25 protein-coding genes are annotated in these 16,918 nt (G+C 65.1%); 20 read left to right on the forward strand and 5 right to left on the reverse strand.

Annotation, left to right across the window (positions count from 1 at the left end; translation table 11 throughout):
- Window positions 1-69: 69 nt before the first annotated feature.
- The 13 genes from tuf (at window position 70) to KIH07_RS05435 (ending at window position 7,389) form a co-directional block, all read left to right on the forward strand.
- Complete coding sequence (tuf, locus tag KIH07_RS05375; protein ID WP_068176647.1) at window positions 70-1,260, forward strand: elongation factor Tu; 1,191 nt, start codon at window positions 70-72, stop codon at window positions 1,258-1,260.
- Between the two features lie 68 nt (window positions 1,261-1,328).
- Entirely contained in the window at window positions 1,329-1,643 is a 315-nt protein-coding gene (gene rpsJ, locus KIH07_RS05380) for a 30S ribosomal protein S10 (RefSeq protein WP_068174613.1), read from the forward strand.
- Between the two features lie 225 nt (window positions 1,644-1,868).
- The gene (gene rplC / locus KIH07_RS05385) at window positions 1,869-2,543 is read left to right on the forward strand and encodes a 50S ribosomal protein L3 (RefSeq protein WP_068174615.1); all 675 of its coding nucleotides are present in this window, start codon (window positions 1,869-1,871) and stop codon (window positions 2,541-2,543) included.
- Window positions 2,543-3,163, forward strand: coding sequence for a 50S ribosomal protein L4 (gene rplD, locus KIH07_RS05390; protein ID WP_226490993.1), 621 nt, complete (start codon window positions 2,543-2,545; stop codon window positions 3,161-3,163). Before rplC ends, rplD begins: the two co-directional genes overlap by 1 nt.
- Entirely contained in the window at window positions 3,160-3,474 is a 315-nt protein-coding gene (rplW, locus tag KIH07_RS05395) for a 50S ribosomal protein L23 (RefSeq protein ID WP_226490994.1), read from the forward strand. The genes rplD and rplW overlap by 4 nt, the downstream gene beginning before the upstream one ends.
- A 2-nt stretch (window positions 3,475-3,476) precedes the next feature.
- The gene (rplB, locus tag KIH07_RS05400; protein WP_066272349.1) at window positions 3,477-4,301 is read left to right on the forward strand and encodes a 50S ribosomal protein L2; all 825 of its coding nucleotides are present in this window, start codon (window positions 3,477-3,479) and stop codon (window positions 4,299-4,301) included.
- A gap of 12 nt (window positions 4,302-4,313) precedes the next feature.
- Window positions 4,314-4,589: a 30S ribosomal protein S19 gene (rpsS, locus tag KIH07_RS05405; RefSeq protein ID WP_056266785.1), complete on the forward strand. Its 276-nt coding sequence runs from the start codon at window positions 4,314-4,316 to the stop codon at window positions 4,587-4,589.
- Between the two features lie 9 nt (window positions 4,590-4,598).
- Complete coding sequence (gene rplV, locus KIH07_RS05410; RefSeq protein WP_068174624.1) at window positions 4,599-4,934, forward strand: 50S ribosomal protein L22; 336 nt, start codon at window positions 4,599-4,601, stop codon at window positions 4,932-4,934.
- A gap of 15 nt (window positions 4,935-4,949) precedes the next feature.
- A complete protein-coding gene (gene rpsC, locus KIH07_RS05415; RefSeq protein WP_226490995.1) occupies window positions 4,950-5,825 on the forward strand; it encodes a 30S ribosomal protein S3 in 876 nt (291 codons plus the stop codon).
- A gap of 2 nt (window positions 5,826-5,827) precedes the next feature.
- A complete protein-coding gene (rplP, locus tag KIH07_RS05420; RefSeq protein WP_068174628.1) occupies window positions 5,828-6,244 on the forward strand; it encodes a 50S ribosomal protein L16 in 417 nt (138 codons plus the stop codon).
- A 16-nt stretch (window positions 6,245-6,260) separates the two neighbouring features.
- Entirely contained in the window at window positions 6,261-6,467 is a 207-nt protein-coding gene (rpmC, locus tag KIH07_RS05425; protein ID WP_226490996.1) for a 50S ribosomal protein L29, read from the forward strand.
- 9 nt (window positions 6,468-6,476) lie between these two features.
- Window positions 6,477-6,746 carry a 30S ribosomal protein S17 gene (gene rpsQ, locus KIH07_RS05430; RefSeq protein WP_068174632.1) on the forward strand — a complete coding sequence of 90 codons (270 nt, stop codon included), beginning with the start codon at window positions 6,477-6,479 and terminating at the stop codon, window positions 6,744-6,746.
- A 130-nt stretch (window positions 6,747-6,876) separates the two neighbouring features.
- On the forward strand, window positions 6,877-7,389 hold the full coding sequence (locus KIH07_RS05435) for a peroxiredoxin (RefSeq protein WP_226490997.1): 513 nt from the start codon (window positions 6,877-6,879) through the stop codon (window positions 7,387-7,389).
- Between the two features lie 78 nt (window positions 7,390-7,467).
- Here KIH07_RS05435 and KIH07_RS05440 read toward each other — a convergent pair whose 3' ends face one another.
- Together KIH07_RS05440 and KIH07_RS05445 are read right to left on the reverse strand one after the other, a co-directional pair.
- Entirely contained in the window at window positions 7,468-7,965 is a 498-nt protein-coding gene (locus KIH07_RS05440) for a GNAT family N-acetyltransferase (RefSeq protein ID WP_226490998.1), read from the reverse strand.
- 82 nt (window positions 7,966-8,047) lie between these two features.
- On the reverse strand, window positions 8,048-8,725 hold the full coding sequence (locus KIH07_RS05445; RefSeq protein ID WP_226490999.1) for a cytochrome b/b6 domain-containing protein: 678 nt from the start codon (window positions 8,723-8,725) through the stop codon (window positions 8,048-8,050).
- Window positions 8,726-8,873: 148 nt separating this feature from the next.
- Here KIH07_RS05445 and KIH07_RS05450 point away from each other — a divergent pair, with 148 nt between their 5' ends.
- A complete protein-coding gene (locus KIH07_RS05450) occupies window positions 8,874-9,326 on the forward strand; it encodes a c-type cytochrome (protein ID WP_226491000.1) in 453 nt (150 codons plus the stop codon).
- 97 nt (window positions 9,327-9,423) lie between these two features.
- Here the strand turns inward: KIH07_RS05450 and KIH07_RS05455 are convergent, their stop codons facing one another.
- The 3 genes from KIH07_RS05455 to KIH07_RS05465 form a co-directional block, all read right to left on the reverse strand.
- Window positions 9,424-9,948 (reverse strand): TlpA family protein disulfide reductase, encoded by a 525-nt coding sequence (locus KIH07_RS05455; protein ID WP_413465702.1) that lies wholly within the window; start codon window positions 9,946-9,948, stop codon window positions 9,424-9,426.
- A 242-nt stretch (window positions 9,949-10,190) separates the two neighbouring features.
- Complete coding sequence (locus KIH07_RS05460) at window positions 10,191-10,643, reverse strand: thioredoxin fold domain-containing protein (protein ID WP_226491001.1); 453 nt, start codon at window positions 10,641-10,643, stop codon at window positions 10,191-10,193.
- 43 nt (window positions 10,644-10,686) lie between these two features.
- Complete coding sequence (locus KIH07_RS05465; protein WP_226491002.1) at window positions 10,687-11,952, reverse strand: CaiB/BaiF CoA transferase family protein; 1,266 nt, start codon at window positions 11,950-11,952, stop codon at window positions 10,687-10,689.
- A gap of 69 nt (window positions 11,953-12,021) precedes the next feature.
- On the opposite strand from KIH07_RS05465, the gene KIH07_RS05470 reads away from it, so the two are divergent.
- The 6 genes from KIH07_RS05470 to KIH07_RS05495 all read left to right on the forward strand — a co-directional run bounded on the left by KIH07_RS05470 (window position 12,022) and on the right by KIH07_RS05495 (window position 16,862).
- A complete protein-coding gene (locus KIH07_RS05470; protein WP_226491003.1) occupies window positions 12,022-12,585 on the forward strand; it encodes a hypothetical protein in 564 nt (187 codons plus the stop codon).
- An 89-nt stretch (window positions 12,586-12,674) separates the two neighbouring features.
- Window positions 12,675-13,943 (forward strand): MFS transporter, encoded by a 1,269-nt coding sequence (locus KIH07_RS05475; protein ID WP_226494624.1) that lies wholly within the window; start codon window positions 12,675-12,677, stop codon window positions 13,941-13,943.
- Window positions 13,944-13,954: 11 nt separating this feature from the next.
- Entirely contained in the window at window positions 13,955-14,401 is a 447-nt protein-coding gene (locus KIH07_RS05480; RefSeq protein WP_226491004.1) for a PTS sugar transporter subunit IIA, read from the forward strand.
- A complete protein-coding gene (locus tag KIH07_RS05485) occupies window positions 14,370-14,639 on the forward strand; it encodes an HPr family phosphocarrier protein (RefSeq protein ID WP_068174652.1) in 270 nt (89 codons plus the stop codon). Before KIH07_RS05480 ends, KIH07_RS05485 begins: the two co-directional genes overlap by 32 nt.
- A gap of 4 nt (window positions 14,640-14,643) precedes the next feature.
- Window positions 14,644-16,410 carry a phosphoenolpyruvate--protein phosphotransferase gene (gene ptsP / locus KIH07_RS05490; RefSeq protein ID WP_226491005.1) on the forward strand — a complete coding sequence of 589 codons (1,767 nt, stop codon included), beginning with the start codon at window positions 14,644-14,646 and terminating at the stop codon, window positions 16,408-16,410.
- A 29-nt stretch (window positions 16,411-16,439) separates the two neighbouring features.
- Window positions 16,440-16,862 (forward strand): VOC family protein, encoded by a 423-nt coding sequence (locus tag KIH07_RS05495; RefSeq protein WP_226491006.1) that lies wholly within the window; start codon window positions 16,440-16,442, stop codon window positions 16,860-16,862.
- Window positions 16,863-16,918: the final 56 nt, after the last annotated feature.

Genomic DNA, 16,918 nt, shown 5'->3' on the forward strand with positions numbered 1-16,918 from the left:
GGGGCGAATCAGCAGTGGGATGCAGACCTAAAACCGTGACACGGGTTTGTTCTTTCTAGGAATTGAAAAATGGCAAAAGAGAAATTTGAGCGGACCAAGCCGCACGTGAACGTGGGCACCATTGGTCACGTTGACCACGGCAAGACCACGCTGACGGCGGCCATCACCACCGTGCTGGCGGCCAAGTTCGGCGGTTCGGCCAAGGCCTACGACCAGATCGACGCGGCGCCCGAGGAAAAAGCGCGCGGCATCACCATCAACACCGCCCACGTGGAATACGAAACGGCCAACCGCCACTACGCCCACGTCGACTGCCCCGGCCACGCCGACTACGTCAAGAACATGATCACCGGTGCCGCCCAGATGGACGGCGCCGTGCTGGTGTGCTCCGCCGCCGACGGCCCCATGCCCCAGACCCGCGAACACATCCTGCTGGCCCGCCAGGTCGGCGTGCCTTACATCATCGTGTTCCTGAACAAGTGCGACATGGTCGACGACGCCGAGCTGCTCGAACTCGTTGAAATGGAAGTGCGCGAACTCCTGGACAAGTACGACTTCCCCGGCGACGCCACCCCCATCATCCATGGTTCGGCCAAGCTCGCCCTCGAAGGCGACAAGGGTCCTCTGGGTGAAGAAGCCATCATGAAGCTGGCCGACGCCCTGGACACCTACATCCCCACGCCCGAGCGCGCGGTGGACGGTGCCTTCCTGATGCCCGTGGAAGACGTGTTCTCCATCTCCGGCCGCGGCACCGTCGTGACCGGTCGTATCGAGCGCGGCATCATCAAGGTCGGTGAAGAAATCGAAATCGTCGGCATCTCCACCACCCAGAAGACCACCTGCACCGGCGTGGAAATGTTCCGCAAGCTGCTCGACCAGGGTCAGGCCGGCGACAACGTCGGTATCCTGCTGCGCGGCACCAAGCGCGAAGATGTGCAGCGCGGCCAAGTGCTGTGCAAGCCCGGCTCCATCAAGCCGCACACCCACTTCACCGGTGAGGTCTACGTGCTGTCCAAGGACGAAGGCGGCCGTCACACCCCGTTCTTCAACAACTACCGCCCGCAGTTCTATTTCCGCACCACCGACGTGACCGGCTCCATCGAGCTGCCCGAAGGCAAGGAAATGGTCATGCCGGGTGACAACGTGTCGATCACGGTCAAGCTGATTGCCCCGATCGCCATGGAAGAAGGTCTGCGCTTCGCCATCCGTGAAGGCGGTCGCACCGTCGGCGCCGGCGTCGTCGCCAAGATCATCGAGTAATCCGATTTGTTTGCGGGACCGGGCCCAGGGCCTGGTCCACAAGCGATTGACCAAACAAAGGAATTACCATGTCTTCCAAGCAAAAAATCCGCATCCGCCTCAAGGCCTTCGATTACAAGCTGATCGACACGTCGGCCGCCGAGATCGTTGACACCGCCAAGCGCACCGGCGCCATCGTCAAGGGTCCCGTGCCCCTGCCGACGCGCATGAAGCGTTTCGACATCCTGCGTTCGCCGCACGTCAACAAGACCAGCCGCGACCAGCTCGAAATCCGCACCCACCAGCGTCTGATGGACATCGTGGACCCGACCGACAAGACGGTTGATGCCCTGATGAAGCTCGACCTGCCGGCCGGCGTGGACGTCGAAATCAAGCTGCAATAAGCACGCTGTGCAGTTCTGCCGGCAGATGTTGCCGGTGGACTTGCAAAAAAAAAGCCTGCTGGTTATACTGGCAGGCTTTTCAAGCTTTGGCTTGAGAGGTTCGGCTTTGCGCCGATGCGGCCTGTCAATTTTGCAGCTGCCGTATTCCTAAAACGTGTCGGTGCCCTCTGGGTGTGCCGATGCACCATCAGCCCCGGCCAATTGAAGTCGGGAACGGAGAAAACAATGAGTCTTAGCAACTCCCTCGGGTTGTTGGGTCGCAAGGTGGGCATGATGCGTCTGTTCACCGATGACGGGGATGCAGTTCCTGTCACGGTGGTCGATGTGTCCAACAACCGTGTGACACAAGTCAAAACTCAAGCCAACGATGGCTACGATGCACTGCAGGTCACCTTTGGTGTTCGCCGTGCTTCCCGCGTCACCAAGCCCGAAGCGGGCCACCTGGCGAAAGCCGGTGTTGAGGCGGGTGAGATCATCCAGGAATTCCGCGTCGCCTCCGACGTCGCTGCCCAGTACCAGCCCGGTGCCGTGGTGGCCGCCAATGCGATCTTCGCAGCGGGCCAGAAGGTGGACGTGCAAGGCACTTCGATCGGTAAAGGCTTTGCCGGCACCATCAAGCGCCACAACTTCAAATCCCAGCGCGCTTCGCACGGCAACAGCCGTTCGCACAACGTGCCGGGTTCGATCTCCATGGCCCAGGATCCGGGCCGTGTGTTTCCGGGCAAGAAAATGACCGGCCACATGGGCGATCAGACCAAAACCATCCAGAACCTGGACATCTTCCGTGTTGACGAAGCCCGTCAACTGCTGATGATCCGTGGCGCTGTGCCGGGCTCCAACGGCGGTTTCCTGACCGTTCGCCCCGCTGTCAAAGCCAAAGTCAACAAGGGAGCTAACTGATGCAAGTTGAACTCCTGAATGACCAGGGTCAAGCCTCCACCAACGTGGACGTGCCTGAAACCGTGTTTGGTCGCGACTACAACGAAGCGCTGATTCACCAGTTGGTGGTGGCTTATCAGGCCAATGCCCGCCAGGGTACGCGTGCTCAAAAAGACCGTGAAATGGTCAAGCACTCGACGAAGAAGCCGTTCAAGCAAAAAGGCACGGGCCGCGCCCGCGCCGGTATGACGTCTTCCCCGCTGTGGCGCGGAGGCGGTCGCATTTTCCCGAACAGCCCCGACGAAAACTTCACCCAGAAGCTCAACAAGAAGATGTACCGCGCCGGTATGGCGTCCATCTTCTCGCAACTGGTGCGTGAAGGCCGTCTGGCCGTGGTCGATTCCATCAAGGTCGACTCGCCCAAGACCAAGCAGCTCGCCGACAAGTTCAAGGCCATGAACCTGAACCACGTGCTGGTGATCGCCGAAGAGATCGACGAAAACCTGTACCTGGCTTCGCGCAACCTGCCCAACGTGCTCGTCGTTGAGCCGCGTTACGCCGATCCGGTGTCGCTGGTGCACTACAAGAAGGTGATCGTCACCAAGGGTGCCATCGACCAGCTCAAGGAGATGTTCGCATGAGCGTCACGAAATACGACGAAGGCCGTCTGATGCAGGTCCTCGTGGCACCCATCGTGTCCGAGAAAGCCACGCAAGTCGCCGAGCAGACCAACGCCGTGATGTTCAAGGTGTTGCGCGATGCTTCCAAGCCCGAGATCAAGGCCGCTGTTGAACTGATGTTCAAGGTGCAGGTCAAGGGTGTTTCCGTGCTCAACCAGAAGGGCAAGTCCAAGCGTTTCGGCAAGACCATCGGTCGCCGCGACCACGTGCGCAAGGCCTATGTGACCTTGATGCCGGGCCAAGAGCTCAACTTTGGCGGGGAGGCTGTTTAATCATGGCAGTTATCAAGATGAAACCGACTTCACCAGGCCGTCGCGGCATGGTGAAGGTCACGCGTGACCACCTCCACAAGGGTGAAGGTTTTGCGCCGCTGCTGGAGCCTCAGTTCCAGAAGGCCGGCCGCAACAACAACGGTCACATCACCACCCGCCACAAAGGCGGTGGTCACAAGCACCACTACCGTGTGGTGGATTTCCGTCGCAACAAGGACGGTATTCCGGCCAAGGTCGAACGCATCGAATACGACCCGAACCGCACCGCCCACATCGCGCTGCTGTGCTACGCCGACGGCGAGCGCCGCTACATCATCGCCCCGCGCGGTGTTGAAGTCGGTGCCACGCTGTTGTCGGGTTCGGAGTCGCCGATTCGTGTCGGCAACACCCTGCCGATCCGCAACATCCCGGTCGGTTCGACCATCCACTGCATCGAGCTGCAGGTTGGCAAGGGCGCGCAAATCGCCCGTTCCGCCGGCGCCTCGGCCGTGCTGCTGGCACGCGAAGGCATCTACGCCCAGGTGCGCATGCGCTCGGGTGAAGTGCGCAAGGTCCACGTGGACTGCCGCGCCACCATCGGTGAAGTGTCCAACCAGGAACACAGCCTGCGTCAGCTGGGCAAGGCCGGTGTGAAGCGTCACATGGGCATTCGCCCGACCGTTCGCGGTACTGCGATGAACCCGATCGACCACCCGCACGGTGGTGGTGAAGGCAAGACCGGCGAAGGCCGCGCTCCGGTGGATCCGTGGGGCAACCTGACCAAGGGCTATCGCACCCGCAACAACCGCCGCACGCAGTCGATGATCGTGTCGCGTCGCAAGAAGTAAAGGGTTGACAACATGACACGCTCACTCAAAAAAGGCCCCTTCGTTGACCATCACCTGATGGCCAAAGTGGAAAAGGCCGTGTCCACCAAGGACAAAAAACCCGTCAAGACCTGGTCGCGTCGCTCCATGATCCTGCCCGATTTCATCGGGTTGACCATCGCCGTTCACAACGGCAAGCAGCACGTGCCCGTGTACATCACCGATCAGATGGTTGGACACAAGCTCGGCGAGTTCTCGCTGACGCGCACGTTCAAAGGCCATCCGGCCGATAAAAAAGCGAAGAAGTAAGGACCAACCATGAGTACAGAAACCCGCTCTGTCGTTCGCGGCGTGCGCCTGTCGGTGGACAAAGGCCGACTGGTTGCCGACCTGATTCGCGGCAAAAAGGTCGACCAGGCCCTGAACATCCTGGCGTTCACGCAGAAGAAGGCCGCTGGCATCGTCAAGAAGGCCCTGGAGTCCGCCATCGCCAACGCTGAACACAACGACGGCGCCGACATCGACGAACTGAAGGTCACCACGATCTACGTCGAACAAGGTGCAACGCTCAAGCGCTTCTCGGCCCGCGCCAAAGGCCGCGGCAACCGCATCAGCAAACCCACGTGTCACATCTACGTGACGGTTGGCAACTGAAGAGGTCACAGGAATATGGGACAGAAAATCAACCCGACCGGGTTCCGCCTCGCAGTTTCCCGCAACTGGGCCAGCCGTTGGTACGCCAGCAACCGCGATTTCGCGGGCATGCTGGCCGAAGACATCAAGGTGCGTGAGTACCTCAAGGCCAAGCTGAAGAATGCCGCCGTCTCGCGCGTCGTGATCGAGCGTCCTGCCAAGAACGCACGCATCACCATCTACTCGGCACGTCCGGGTGTGGTGATCGGCAAGAAGGGCGAAGACATCGAGAAGCTGAAGAAAGAACTGGCCGCCAAGCTGGGCGTGCCGGTCGCGGTCAACATCGAGGAAGTGCGCAAGCCCGAAATCGATGCCAAGCTGATCGCCGACAGCATCACGCAGCAGCTCGAAAAGCGCATCATGTTCCGCCGCGCCATGAAGCGCGCGATGCAGAACGCCATGCGTCTGGGTGCCCTGGGCATCAAGATCATGTCGTCCGGTCGTCTCAACGGTATCGAAATCGCTCGCTGCGAGTGGTACCGCGAAGGCCGCGTGCCGCTTCACACCCTGCGCGCCGACATCGACTACGGCACGTCCGAAGCCAAGACCACCTATGGCGTCATCGGCGTCAAGGTCTGGGTCTACAAGGGCGACACCCTGGGTCGCAACGATGCGCCCGTGGTCGCGGAAGCGCCGCGTTCCGAAGAAGAGCGCCGTCCGCGCGGTCCGCGCCGCGAGCGTCCGGCAGGTCCTCCTGCCCGCGCAGCGGTTCGCCGCCCTGGCGCCAATGCCGCCCCGGCCGATGGCAGCGACAAGCCTGCCGAAGCCACGGGTGGTGACACCAAACCCGCCGTTAAGCGCGTTCGTAAAGACGCACCCGCATCTGCAGCTGCGGACGGCAAAGGAGAATAAACATGTTGCAACCCGCTCGTCGCAAGTACCGTAAAGAGCAAAAAGGACGCAACACGGGCGTCGCCACCAGTGGCGCCACCGTGGCGTTCGGCGACTTCGGTCTGAAGTCCACCGACCGCGGCCGTCTGACGGCCCGCCAGATCGAAGCCGCACGCCGTGCCATTTCCCGTCACGTCAAGCGTGGCGGCCGCATCTGGATCCGCGTGTTCCCGGACAAGCCGATCTCCCAGAAGCCCGCCGAGGTCCGTATGGGCAACGGCAAGGGTTCGGTGGAGTACTACGTGGCTGAGATCCAGCCCGGCAAGGTGCTCTACGAGATCGTGGGTGTGCCCGAGCAGCTGGCGCGCGAAGCGTTCACGCTGGCCGCCGCCAAGCTTCCACTGCGCACCACGTTCGTGACGCGCCTGTTGGGTCAGTGATTCAGGAGAACACAAGATGAAAACTGCTGAACTGCGCCAAAAGGATGTGGCCGGCCTCGAAGCCGAAGTGAAATCGCTGCAAAAGGCCCACTTCGGTCTGCGCATGCAAAAAGCCACGCAACAACTCAACAACAACGCCACGCTGGGCGACACCCGTCGCGCGATTGCCCGAGCCAAGACCATCCTGGCCGAGAAGCAGCGTGCTGCGGCCACGGCCAAATAAGGAGTGACCATGACGGAAGCTAAAACATCCCTCAAGCGCACCTTGGTTGGCAAGGTGGTCAGCGACAAGCGTGCCAAGACCGTGACGGTTCTGGTCGAGCGCCGTGTGAAGCACGAGCTCTACGACAAGATCGTTGCCAAGTCGAGCAAGTACCACGCACACGACGAAAACGGCGAATACAAGACGGGCGACGTGATCGAGATCACCGAAAGCCGTCCGCTGTCCAAGACGAAGAACTGGGTGGCCACGCGTCTGGTGCAGAAAGCCGCACTGGTGTAAGCCTCTTTGTGCTGCGTGCAGCACGGATCTGAAAAGCGACCGACAATCCGGTCGCTTTTTCTTTTTCCGGCCCCCCAGTTTTGCGGGGCCACCACTGGCCTGAGGGCCTTATCTGTACGAGGAGCGACACATGATCCAGGTGGGAGACAAGATTCCGGCGGCCACGCTGATGGAGTACGTCGAGGTGGAAGGCAATGGCTGCAGCATCGGTCCGAATCCGGTCGATACGCAGAAGGCCAGTGCGGGCAAGACCATCGCCGTGTTTGGTTTGCCCGGTGCGTTCACGCCCACCTGCTCGGCCAAGCATGTGCCCGGTTATGTGGAGCAGTTCGACGCGTTCAAAGCGGCGGGCGTGGACGAAATCTGGTGCCTGAGCGTGAACGATGCGTTCGTCATGGGGGCCTGGGCCCGCGACCAGAAGACCGGCGACAAGGTTCGCATGCTCGGTGACGGCGATGCCGCTTTCGCCAAGGCCACCGGCCTGACGCTGGACCTGACGGGCAAAGGCCTGGGTCTGCGCAGCAACCGCTATTCCATGCTGGTCAAGGATGGCGTGGTGCAGACGCTGAACATCGAGGGGCCTGGCAAGTTCGAAGTGAGCGACGCAGCTACCTTGCTGGCACAGGCACGCGCGGCCGGCTGAGTTTTCTGAAGAACCCGAAAGAGGGGGCAGATCGCCATCGGCGGTCTGCCCCCTCTTTTTCATGATCGTGCCCGTGGGTCACAAAGCGACTTTGAGGTAGTGCGCACCGGGCAAGGGGTTGTGGTAGTAGGGCGGAACCTCGATGAAGCCGGCTTCCTGGTAAAGCGCGCGTGCGGCTTCCATGTCGCTCAGGGTGTCGAGCAGCATGGTGGTGTAGCCGGCCAACTGCGCGCGCGACATGATCTGCTCGACCAGTTGCCGGCCCAGTCCGAAACCGCGAAACGCGCGACGCACGAACAGGCGTTTCATTTCACAGGCGTTGAGGTGGTCGCTGTTGGCCAGCGGGCGAAACGCGCAGCAACCCGCGGGCGCGCCGTCCACCCGTGCCAGCATCAAGCCACCCGCCGGTTCAGCGTATTCGCCGGGCAAATGGTCGAGTTCGGTCGCGAAACCCTGGAAACACAGATCAATGCCCAAATCGGCCTGGTAGTCGAGGAAAAGCGCTCGCGCGGCTTCGATATCTTCCGGGGTTTGGGCCAGGTGCAGGGTGATCTCGGCGGAAGCGGGCTCGGTCATGGACACGACAGGATGCGACGGGGCATCGGTGGAAGTCAGTCGGCCTGAGACTATACGACAAGGCGTGCGGGGCCGGCGCAGGTCAAAAGGCCGTGGCCACCCCAAGCCCGACCAGCCTGTTCACCGCCACCGCACACAGCGTCAACACGGCCAACGCGAGCAGGCGGGTGCGCGTCGTGTCCCGCGCGCTGGGCACGGGAGTCCGCACCTGCTTGTCGCCGTCGATCATGGGCCGGACCAGCCGCTCCTTCTTGACCAGCTTGTAGTAGCCGATGGCCAGCAGATGCAAGGCAACGAGCACCAACACAAACAGCTTGCCGACGCTCTTGTGGTAACTGGTGGCCAGGCTCACGGTGTCGCCCGAGACCCAGGCCACCAGCGGGCCTGTGAAGGCGATCTCGTCGTCGCTGAACAGGCCGGTACCGACCTGGGCCAGCAGGATGGCCAGCAAGGCGAACACCGACAGGGCGCCCAGCGGGTTGTGGCCGACCCGGTGCTCGGGGCTGCGGGACCGACCCCGGAGATACGACCACACCACGCGCGGCGCATAGGCAAAACTGGAAAAACGCGACCAGTGTCCGCCCACAAACCCCCACACCAGGCGAAACAGCAGCAGGGTCAGGACGGCATAGCCCACGCGCAGATGCCAGTTCATCCAGTTGCCGCCGACATTGGCGGTGATGAGTTGAGCGACGACACAGACCGCCAGCACCCAATGAAACAGGCGGGTGGGCAGGTCCCAGACGCGAACGGTGTGCATGGCAACGCTCCCGGAAATCGGCGGACACCGATTATGGAGAAGTTCGGGCGAACCGGGCCCGCTCGGAACCAAAGCGCCTGACTTGCACTCAGGGCGTTGTGGCGCCCCACGCCCCCATCCTGGTCACATCTGCCGCAAAGGAGTTCACATGAAGGCTCTCGCATCGCTTGCATTGGTCATTCCCCTGGTCGGACTGTCTGCGCCCGCCATGGCGCAGTTCCAGAAAGCCGAGGACGCCGTCAAATACCGGAAATCGGTCATGACGGTCTTGGGCCATCACTTTGGTCGAATCGGCGCCATGGCCAACGGACGGGTGCCGTTCGATGCCAAGGTGGCGGCCGACAACGCCGCACTCGTGGAGACGCTGAGCAAGTTGCCATTCGTGGCCTTCGCTGAAGGCACCGACAAGGGTGAAACCCGGGCCAAACCCGAGATCTGGACCGACCAGACCAAGTTCAAACAGGCGGCCGAGAAGATGCAGACCGAGGTGGCCAGACTGTCGGCCGCGGCGAAGACCGGCAGCCTGGACAGCGTGAAAGCGGCCTTTGGTGCCGCGGGAGAAAGCTGCAAGGCTTGCCACGACGCGTTCCGCAAGGAGTGAGAGACCGGGCGCCGAGCCCGATGGATGCCGGAAAATCAAAGAGGGGCTGACGTCGTGCAACGTCAGCCCCTCTTTTTTGGGTGGTATGTCCTTGGAGTCAGCTCTGGGCCAGCAGTTCTTCGATCAGGCTGTGCAGGGCGGTGAAATCGGGTTCGCCCACGAAGCGCTTCACGATGCGGCCCTGTTTGTCCACCAGGTAGGTGGTGGGCGTGAGCCGGACGTCGCCCCAGCTCTTGGCCAGCTCACCCGTGTTGTCAAACGCCACCTTGAAAGGCAACTGCCGGGTCTGGGCGAAATTGAGCACCCAGGCCGGCGGGTCGTAGCTCATGGCCACCGCGACGGTTTCGAAACCCTGGTTTTTGTACTTGTTGTGGGTGTTGACCAGCGAGGGCATTTCCTTCACACAGGTCACGCAGGTGGTGGCCCAGAAGTTCACCAGGGTCACCTTGCCCTTGAGGTCGGCGGTGGTGACGGTCGCGCCATCGAGCAGCACGAAGGTGGATGCCGGAGCCTCTTCCCGCGCCGCGCAACCGGTCAGGACCAGCACCACGGAGGCGCTCAGCGCCAGCAGCATGGACAAAAACGGGCGCCGTGAAGCCTGGGGGCGGAATGCGTGGGTCATGGTCGGGGTTCGGCGGGAAGGACGGTGTTTGGCGATGCCCGGCAGATCGATCGGGGGCGCGAAACGTATCGCTTTGAGATCGTCTTGCTCGCAGGGAGTTCAATCCCCATCCACGCCTGGGTTGGCAGTTTAACGAATCGGGCATCGCCCGTGTCTGCGTCAGGTCAAGCACCCGGCACGGGAGTGGCGCCGGAAACGGGGTGTGTGTCCGGTGCCAATCGATGGATCATCGCAGTGTATGCTCACTTCAACGCTTTGCGGGCCGTGGCCAGGCGCGCGTCCAGGTACTCGCCGTAGAAGTCGGGCACGGCCACGCCGACCAGCCGTTCGGCCAGTTCGCGCCCGTCCAGCCCCAGGAACAAGACCGTGGGTGCAAAACGCGCCTTCCACCGCCGTGCCTGCTCAGCCGGGGTGGTGTTTTCGCCGTCGAAGCCCTGCAGGTTGCTGGTGCGGTCCCGGATGTCGATCTGCACCGCGTGCACCAGGCCCTCGCGCCGCAGGGGCAGCAGGTGGTGATTGCGCACCAGGTCGCAGTATGGGCAGCCCGACAGCGTGGTCATGACCACCAGCGGTTCGCCGCGTGCGGCGGCGGCCTGGCCGGCCGCGCGCAGGGACGCCGGGCTGGGCAGCGCGGTCGAAACGAGCGGCGCCGATCCGGAGGTGGGCGTCTTGGAGAATGTGGCGGATGGGCTCATGGGCGGGGCGGCTTGAGGTGGTGGGGCGGTCGCGGCGTCCGCTTCAGACAACGCCCCGCCGTTGAAGTTCAGACCAGCGTTGTGGCGAATCGCCCAGCCAGTCGTTCAGCACCTCGGCCGTGTGCTGGCCCAGCAGCGGTGGCGGCAGGTCGTTGCGCACCGGGGTGGCGCTGAGTTTGAGCGGGCTCGCCACCAGGTCCAGCGTGTCGGCCAGCGGGTGGGTCCAGCTGTGGACCATGCCGCGCGAGCGCACGTGTTCGTCGGCAAACACCTCGGCCAGGTTGTTGATCGGGCCGCAAGGCACCTTGGCCGCTTCGAGCGCGCCGAGCCAGTCGGCCTTGCCGCGGGTCTTCATCAGCGCCGCCAGTTCGGGCACCAGGGTGTCGCGGTGGCGCACGCGGTCCTGGTTGCGGGCGAAACGCGCGTCCACGGCCAGTTCGGGCCGGCCGGCCACTTCGCAGAACTTGGCGAACTGGCCGTCGTTGCCCACCGCAAGAATGATGTGTTGTGGCACGCCCTGCGCGTCGGGTGCCACCTCGAACACCTGGTAGGGCACGATGTTGGCGTGCGCGTTGCCGGCGCGCCCCGGCACCTTGCCGTCTTCGCGGCCCCGCACCAGGTAGTTGGCGCCCAGGTTGGCCAGCATCGCCACCTGGGTGTCGAGCAGCGCCATGTCGATGTGCTGGCCAACGCCGGTGCGCTCGGCGTGGCGCAGCGCGGCCTGGATCGCCACGGTGGCGTACAGGCCGGTGAACAGGTCAGCGACGGCCACGCCCACCTTTTGCGGCCCACCGCCGGGCAGGTCGTCGCGCTCGCCGGTCACGCTCATCAGGCCGCCCATGGCCTGGATCGCGAAGTCGTAGCCGGCGCGGTCCTTGTAGGGCCCGGTCTGGCCAAAACCGGTGATCGAGCAGTAGACCAGCCTGGGGTTGATCGCCCGCAGCCGTTCGTAGTCCAGCCCGTAGCGCGCCATGTCGCCAACCTTGTAGTTCTCGACGAACACGTCGGCCTGGGCCGCGAGCTCACGGATCAACGCCTGGCCCTCGGGCTGGGCGATGTCGCAGGTGATGGAGCGCTTGTTGCGGTTGGCGCCGAGGTAATAGGCGGCCTCGGCGGTGTCGGCGCCGTCGCGACCCCTGAGGAAAGGAGGACCCCAGCCGCGCGTGTCGTCGCCGCCGGGGTGGTTGGGGCCGGGCGGGCGTTCCACCTTCACCACGTCGGCGCCCAGATCGGCCAGCGTCTGGGTGCACCAGGGGCCGGCGAGCACGCGCGACAAATCGAGTATGCGGATACCATCCAGAGCGTTCATCTCGCCATTGTGCGCGACCCGGCATGCGCCGACTGTCGCTGATGCAAGGCCGACTTCTGCTGGAATCCCATGCTGCTCCCTGTCCTGGCCGGTGTGCGACGCGCGTGCCGTTCGCTGCCCCGTGTCGCCGGCCCGGCCGTGCTGGCCTTGTGTGCCTGCAGCCCCACCTTCAACTGGCGCGAGTTGCGCCCCGAGGGCACGCCCTTGCTGGCCCTCATGCCCTGCAAGCCCGAAAGCGCGGTGCGCCCCGTGCCGCTGGGCGGCGCGCCGACCGAGCTGCACATGCACAGCTGCGACACCGGCGGCCTGACCTTTGCCGTGGCCTGGGCCGACGTGGGGGAGCAGGCCCGGGTGCCCGAAGCGCTGGCGCGGTGGCGCGTGGCCACGCTGGCTTCGATGCGGGTGGACCCGGCGCTCGCGGGCGCGCCGCAGACGCAGTGGAGCGCCCCGGTGCCGGGGGCCGAGCGGGCGCAGGGGCTGGTGGCGGGTGGCACTGGCCACGATGGTCGGGCGGTGCAGGCCAGGGCGCTGTATTTCGCGCGCGGCGCGCAGGTGTACCAGGCGGCGGTGTACGGCCCTGCCCTGCCGGACGCTGTGGTCAGCATCTTTTTCGACGGGCTGCGCCTGCCGTGAAGCCTCCCATCGAATCGGGTGCCCAAACCCCGTCGCACCGCGAGCCGGGCCCGGTGCGCCACGTGCCCACGGCGCCCGGTGCACGGCCGCTGGCCGCGCCGGACCTGCTGGGGGCGCGGGCGGCGGTGCTCGTGTTTCTCGCGTTCGCATTGGCCTACTTTCTGTCCGCACTGGTGCGTGCGGTCACGGCCACGCTGTCGCCCGCGCTGAGCGTCGAGCTTGCCCTGCAGGCCAGCGACCTGGGTTTGCTGGCGGGCGGCTACTTCTTCGGCTTCGCGCTGACCCAGCTGCCGCTGGGCAACTGGCTGGACCGCCACGGGCCGCGGCGGGTGATTCTGGGCTTTCTGGGGGTGGCGGTGCTGGGCTGCGTGGAGTTCGCGCTGGCCACCGGCTTTTCGGGCCTGCTGGCCGCGCGCGTGCTCACGGGCATGGGCGTGAGCGCCTGCCTGATGGCGCCGCTCACCGGCTACCGCCGCTGGCTCACGCCCGCCACGCAGATGCGCGCCAACTCCTGGATGCTCATGACCGGCTCGCTGGGCATGGTGGCGGCCACGCTGCCGGTGCAGTGGCTGCTGCCGCTGACTGGCTGGCGAGGTCTGTTCTGGGCGCTGGCGGCGCTGTTCGTGCTGGCCATGGTCGGCATTGCGTTCACCGTGCCGCCCTGGCGCAAGGCCGTCGCACCGCCGACCTCGGCCGGGCCGAGTGAGCTCGGTGCGCCGGCGGGCTATGGCCTGATCTGGCGCCATCCCTACTTCCGGCAGATGGTGCCCATCGGCTTCGTCAACTACGGCGGCATGGTGGCGGTGCAGACGCTCTGGGCCGGCCCCTGGATGGTGAAGGTCGCGGGGTATTCGCCCCAGCAGTCGGCGGCCGGCCTGTTTGGCATCAACCTGTCTATGCTCTGCACGTTCTGGCTCTGGGGTGTGATCAACCCCGGCCTGGCGCGGCGCGGCCTGCCCGCCGAACGGTTGATCGCCTGGGGGCTGCCGCTGAGCCTGTGCGTGTTGCTGAGCATCGTCTGGCTGGGGGCCGACGCGGGCTGGCCGCTGTGGGCGCTGTTTTGTGTCAGCAGCACCTTCGTGGCGCTGTCGCAGCCGGCGGTGGCGCTGGCGCTGCCGGCCGAAGCGGCCGGGCGGGCCCTCTCGGCCTACAACCTGGTCATCTTCGCCGGGGTGTTCACCGTGCAATGGAGCGTTGGCCTGGTGATCGATGCGCTGGCCGTGTTCGGCTGGAGCGAACCCGACCGCTACCGGGGCGCGGTGGGCGCGTTCCTGGGCTGTTGCGTGCTGGCCTACCTGGCCTTTCTGCGCATGCAGCTTCGTGCCCGGGCGCGTGGCACGCCGCCCCAACACCGCTAAACTGCTCTGCTATGAACGGCATCCTCATCATTGCACACGCCCCGCTGGCTTCGGCCTTGCGCCAATGCGTGCTGCACGTGTTTCCCGACAGCGCAAACGCGGTGTCGGCCCTGGATGTCCAACCCAATGTACCGCCCGAAGAGTCGTTGGCCCAGTCGCGCGCGCTGATGCGCCAGCTCGGCCTGCCCAACACCCTGGTCGTGACCGACGTGTTCGGCGCGACGCCCTGCAACGTGGCGCAGAAGCTGGTCGACGGCGTGAGCTCCAAGCTCATCACCGGCGTCAACCTGCCCATGCTGCTGCGCACCGTGTCTTACCGCCACGAGTCGCTTGACGCGCTCGTTTCGCGCGCCATGATCGGCGCCACGCAGGGGGTCATTCAAGTGGCGGTGACCGCTCCCCAGAACCAGGCCCGAAGAGCCACCCATGATCAAGACCACCGTGACCATCAGCAATAAGCTCGGGCTGCACGCACGCGCCTCGGCCAAACTCACCAAACTCGCGGCCAGCTTTGCCAGCGAGGTGTGGATGTCGCGCGGCGAGCGCCGTGTCAACGCCAAGAGCATCATGGGGGTCATGATGCTGGCCGCCGGCCTGGGCAGCACGGTCGAGATCGAGACCATCGGCAGCGACGAGCAGGTGGCGATGGACGCGCTGGTGGCGCTGGTGAACGACAGGTTCGGCGAAGGAGAGTGAGCGCATGAGCTTCACGGTCCACGGACAGGCGGTTTCCCGGGGCATTGCCATCGGGCGGGCCGTCATCGTCGCTTCCAGCCGCGTGGACGTGGCGCACTACTTCGTCACGGCCGATCAGGCCACGGCCGAGATCGAGCGGCTGCGCCATGCGCGCAACGCGGTGATGGAGGAGATCGTGCGCGTGCAGCAGGGCCTGGGCGAGCTTGGCTCCAACGACGCCCATCCCGAGCTCAGTGCCTTGCTCGACGTGCACCTGATGCTGCTGCAGGACGAGCAGCTCATCAATGGCGTCAAACACTGGATCGTGGACCGGCACTACAACGCCGAGTGGGCGCTGACGACCCAGCTGGAGGTGATCGCGCGCCAGTTCGACGAGATGGAAGATCCCTATTTGCGGGAGCGCAAGGCCGACCTGGAGCAGGTGGTCGAGCGCATGCTGCGTTTCATGCGCGGCGTGGCCTCGCCCATCATGGCGCCGGTCCCGACCGAGACCCGGCGCGATGCCGCGCACGACAGCCTGGTCGACGCGCCGCTGGTGCTGATCGCGCACGACCTCTCGCCCGCCGACATGCTGCAGTTCAAGCAAAGTGTGTTCGCCGGTTTCGTGACCGACGTCGGCGGCAAGACCAGCCACACCGCCATCGTCGCGCGCAGCATGGACATCCCGGCGGTGGTCGGCGCGCGCTCGGCCAGCCACCTGGTCGAACAGGACGACTGGGTCATCATCGACGGCGACGCCGGCGTGGTGCTGGTCGATCCTTCGCCCGTTCTGCTGGCCGAGTACGGTTTCAAGCAGCGCCAGGGCGAGGTCGAGCGTGAGCGCCTCTCGCGGCTGAAGAACACCCCGGCCGTCACGCTCGACGGCCAGCGGATCGAACTGCAGGCCAACATCGAACAGCCCGATGACGCGGTGGCCGCCCTCAAGGCCGGCGCCGTGGGCGTGGGCCTGTTCCGCACCGAATTCCTGTTCATGGGCCGCAACGGCAAACTGCCCGACGAGGAAGAGCAGTACCGGGCCTACCGCCGCGCGGTCGAAGGCATGCAGGGCCTGCCCGTGACCATCCGCACGGTGGACGTGGGGGCCGACAAGCCGCTGGACCGCACGCCGGTGCGCGGGGGCGAAGACCACCTCAACCCCGCGCTGGGTCTGCGCGCCATCCGCTGGAGCCTGGCCGACCCGGCCATGTTCCTCGCGCAGCTGCGCGCCATCCTGCGCGCGGCCGCGCACGGCTCGGTCAACCTGCTCATTCCCATGCTGGCCCACGCCAGCGAAATCCGCCAGACCCTGGCGCTGGTGGACCGGGCGCGCGAGCAGCTCAACACGCGCGGCCAGGTCCACGGCCCGGTGCGGCTGGGCGCGATGATCGAAATTCCCGCCGCGGCGCTGACCATTCCGCTGTTCCTGAGGCACTTCGACTTCCTGTCGATCGGCACCAACGACCTGATCCAGTACACCCTGGCGATCGACCGGGCCGACGAGGCCGTCGCTCACCTCTACGACCCGGTCCACCCGGCCGTGCTGCAACTGCTCGCGAGCACGATTGCGCAGTGTCGGGCGCAGGGCAAGGGGGTGAGCGTGTGTGGCGAGATGGCCGGCGACGTGACCATGACGCGCCTGCTGCTCGGGCTGGGCCTGCGCACATTTTCCATGCACCCGTCCCAGATCCTGGCGGTCAAGCAGCAGATTCTGCGCAGCGACACCGCGCGCCTGCAGACCTGGGCGCAAAGCGTGCTGGTCGCCGAGGACCCGGCGGCGCTGATGGCCGACTGAGCGGCCGAGAAGCTGAAGGTATCCGCACCATGCTGCTGCGCATCCACCACGCGGCGATCATCTGCGCCGACTACGAACGGTCCCGGCGCTTCTACACCGAGGTGCTGGGTCTGCGCGTGCTCGCCGAGCACCACCGCGAGCCGCGCCAGAGCTGGAAGCTCGACCTGGCCTTGCCCGACGGCTCGCAGATCGAGCTGTTTTCGTTCCCGAACCCGCCGCCAAGACCGTCCTTCCCCGAGGCTCAGGGCCTGCGGCATCTGGCGTTTGAGGTGGACGATGTGGCGCAGTGCAAGCGCGGGCTGGAAGCGATGGGCGTGGCGGTGGAGCCGGTGCGGGTGGACGAATACACCGGCCGGCGCTTCGTGTTCTTCAGCGATCCCGACGGCCTGCCCTTGGAGCTGTACGAGGCCGCCCAGGACGAAGGGGCGGCGGGTGGGCCCGCGACGGGTTAAAGCGCCGTGGAACCCGATGGTCGAGGCATCTGGCACCACCGGTGCGCGATGCCTTC

This window comes from Hydrogenophaga taeniospiralis (genome assembly GCF_020510445.1).
In the GTDB taxonomy this organism is placed as follows: Bacteria; Pseudomonadota; Gammaproteobacteria; order Burkholderiales; family Burkholderiaceae_C; genus Hydrogenophaga.

What these genes read in the sequence shown, in the direction of transcription:
- tuf (WP_068176647.1), top strand. Translation starts at nt 70, where the DNA reads ATGGCAAAAGAGAAATTTGAGCGGACCAAGCCGCACGTGAACGTGGGC.
- rpsJ (WP_068174613.1), top strand. Translation starts at nt 1,329, where the DNA reads ATGTCTTCCAAGCAAAAAATCCGCATCCGCCTCAAGGCCTTCGATTAC.
- rplC (WP_068174615.1), top strand. Translation starts at nt 1,869, where the DNA reads ATGAGTCTTAGCAACTCCCTCGGGTTGTTGGGTCGCAAGGTGGGCATG.
- rplD (WP_226490993.1), top strand. Translation starts at nt 2,543, where the DNA reads ATGCAAGTTGAACTCCTGAATGACCAGGGTCAAGCCTCCACCAACGTG.
- rplW (WP_226490994.1), top strand. Translation starts at nt 3,160, where the DNA reads ATGAGCGTCACGAAATACGACGAAGGCCGTCTGATGCAGGTCCTCGTG.
- rplB (WP_066272349.1), top strand. Translation starts at nt 3,477, where the DNA reads ATGGCAGTTATCAAGATGAAACCGACTTCACCAGGCCGTCGCGGCATG.
- rpsS (WP_056266785.1), top strand. Translation starts at nt 4,314, where the DNA reads ATGACACGCTCACTCAAAAAAGGCCCCTTCGTTGACCATCACCTGATG.
- rplV (WP_068174624.1), top strand. Translation starts at nt 4,599, where the DNA reads ATGAGTACAGAAACCCGCTCTGTCGTTCGCGGCGTGCGCCTGTCGGTG.
- rpsC (WP_226490995.1), top strand. Translation starts at nt 4,950, where the DNA reads ATGGGACAGAAAATCAACCCGACCGGGTTCCGCCTCGCAGTTTCCCGC.
- rplP (WP_068174628.1), top strand. Translation starts at nt 5,828, where the DNA reads ATGTTGCAACCCGCTCGTCGCAAGTACCGTAAAGAGCAAAAAGGACGC.
- rpmC (WP_226490996.1), top strand. Translation starts at nt 6,261, where the DNA reads ATGAAAACTGCTGAACTGCGCCAAAAGGATGTGGCCGGCCTCGAAGCC.
- rpsQ (WP_068174632.1), top strand. Translation starts at nt 6,477, where the DNA reads ATGACGGAAGCTAAAACATCCCTCAAGCGCACCTTGGTTGGCAAGGTG.
- KIH07_RS05435 (WP_226490997.1), top strand. Translation starts at nt 6,877, where the DNA reads ATGATCCAGGTGGGAGACAAGATTCCGGCGGCCACGCTGATGGAGTAC.
- KIH07_RS05440 (WP_226490998.1), bottom strand. Translation starts at nt 7,965, where the DNA reads ATGACCGAGCCCGCTTCCGCCGAGATCACCCTGCACCTGGCCCAAACC.
- KIH07_RS05445 (WP_226490999.1), bottom strand. Translation starts at nt 8,725, where the DNA reads ATGCACACCGTTCGCGTCTGGGACCTGCCCACCCGCCTGTTTCATTGG.
- KIH07_RS05450 (WP_226491000.1), top strand. Translation starts at nt 8,874, where the DNA reads ATGAAGGCTCTCGCATCGCTTGCATTGGTCATTCCCCTGGTCGGACTG.
- KIH07_RS05455 (WP_413465702.1), bottom strand. Translation starts at nt 9,948, where the DNA reads ATGACCCACGCATTCCGCCCCCAGGCTTCACGGCGCCCGTTTTTGTCC.
- KIH07_RS05460 (WP_226491001.1), bottom strand. Translation starts at nt 10,643, where the DNA reads ATGAGCCCATCCGCCACATTCTCCAAGACGCCCACCTCCGGATCGGCG.
- KIH07_RS05465 (WP_226491002.1), bottom strand. Translation starts at nt 11,952, where the DNA reads ATGAACGCTCTGGATGGTATCCGCATACTCGATTTGTCGCGCGTGCTC.
- KIH07_RS05470 (WP_226491003.1), top strand. Translation starts at nt 12,022, where the DNA reads ATGCTGCTCCCTGTCCTGGCCGGTGTGCGACGCGCGTGCCGTTCGCTG.
- KIH07_RS05480 (WP_226491004.1), top strand. Translation starts at nt 13,955, where the DNA reads ATGAACGGCATCCTCATCATTGCACACGCCCCGCTGGCTTCGGCCTTG.
- KIH07_RS05485 (WP_068174652.1), top strand. Translation starts at nt 14,370, where the DNA reads ATGATCAAGACCACCGTGACCATCAGCAATAAGCTCGGGCTGCACGCA.
- ptsP (WP_226491005.1), top strand. Translation starts at nt 14,644, where the DNA reads ATGAGCTTCACGGTCCACGGACAGGCGGTTTCCCGGGGCATTGCCATC.
- KIH07_RS05495 (WP_226491006.1), top strand. Translation starts at nt 16,440, where the DNA reads ATGCTGCTGCGCATCCACCACGCGGCGATCATCTGCGCCGACTACGAA.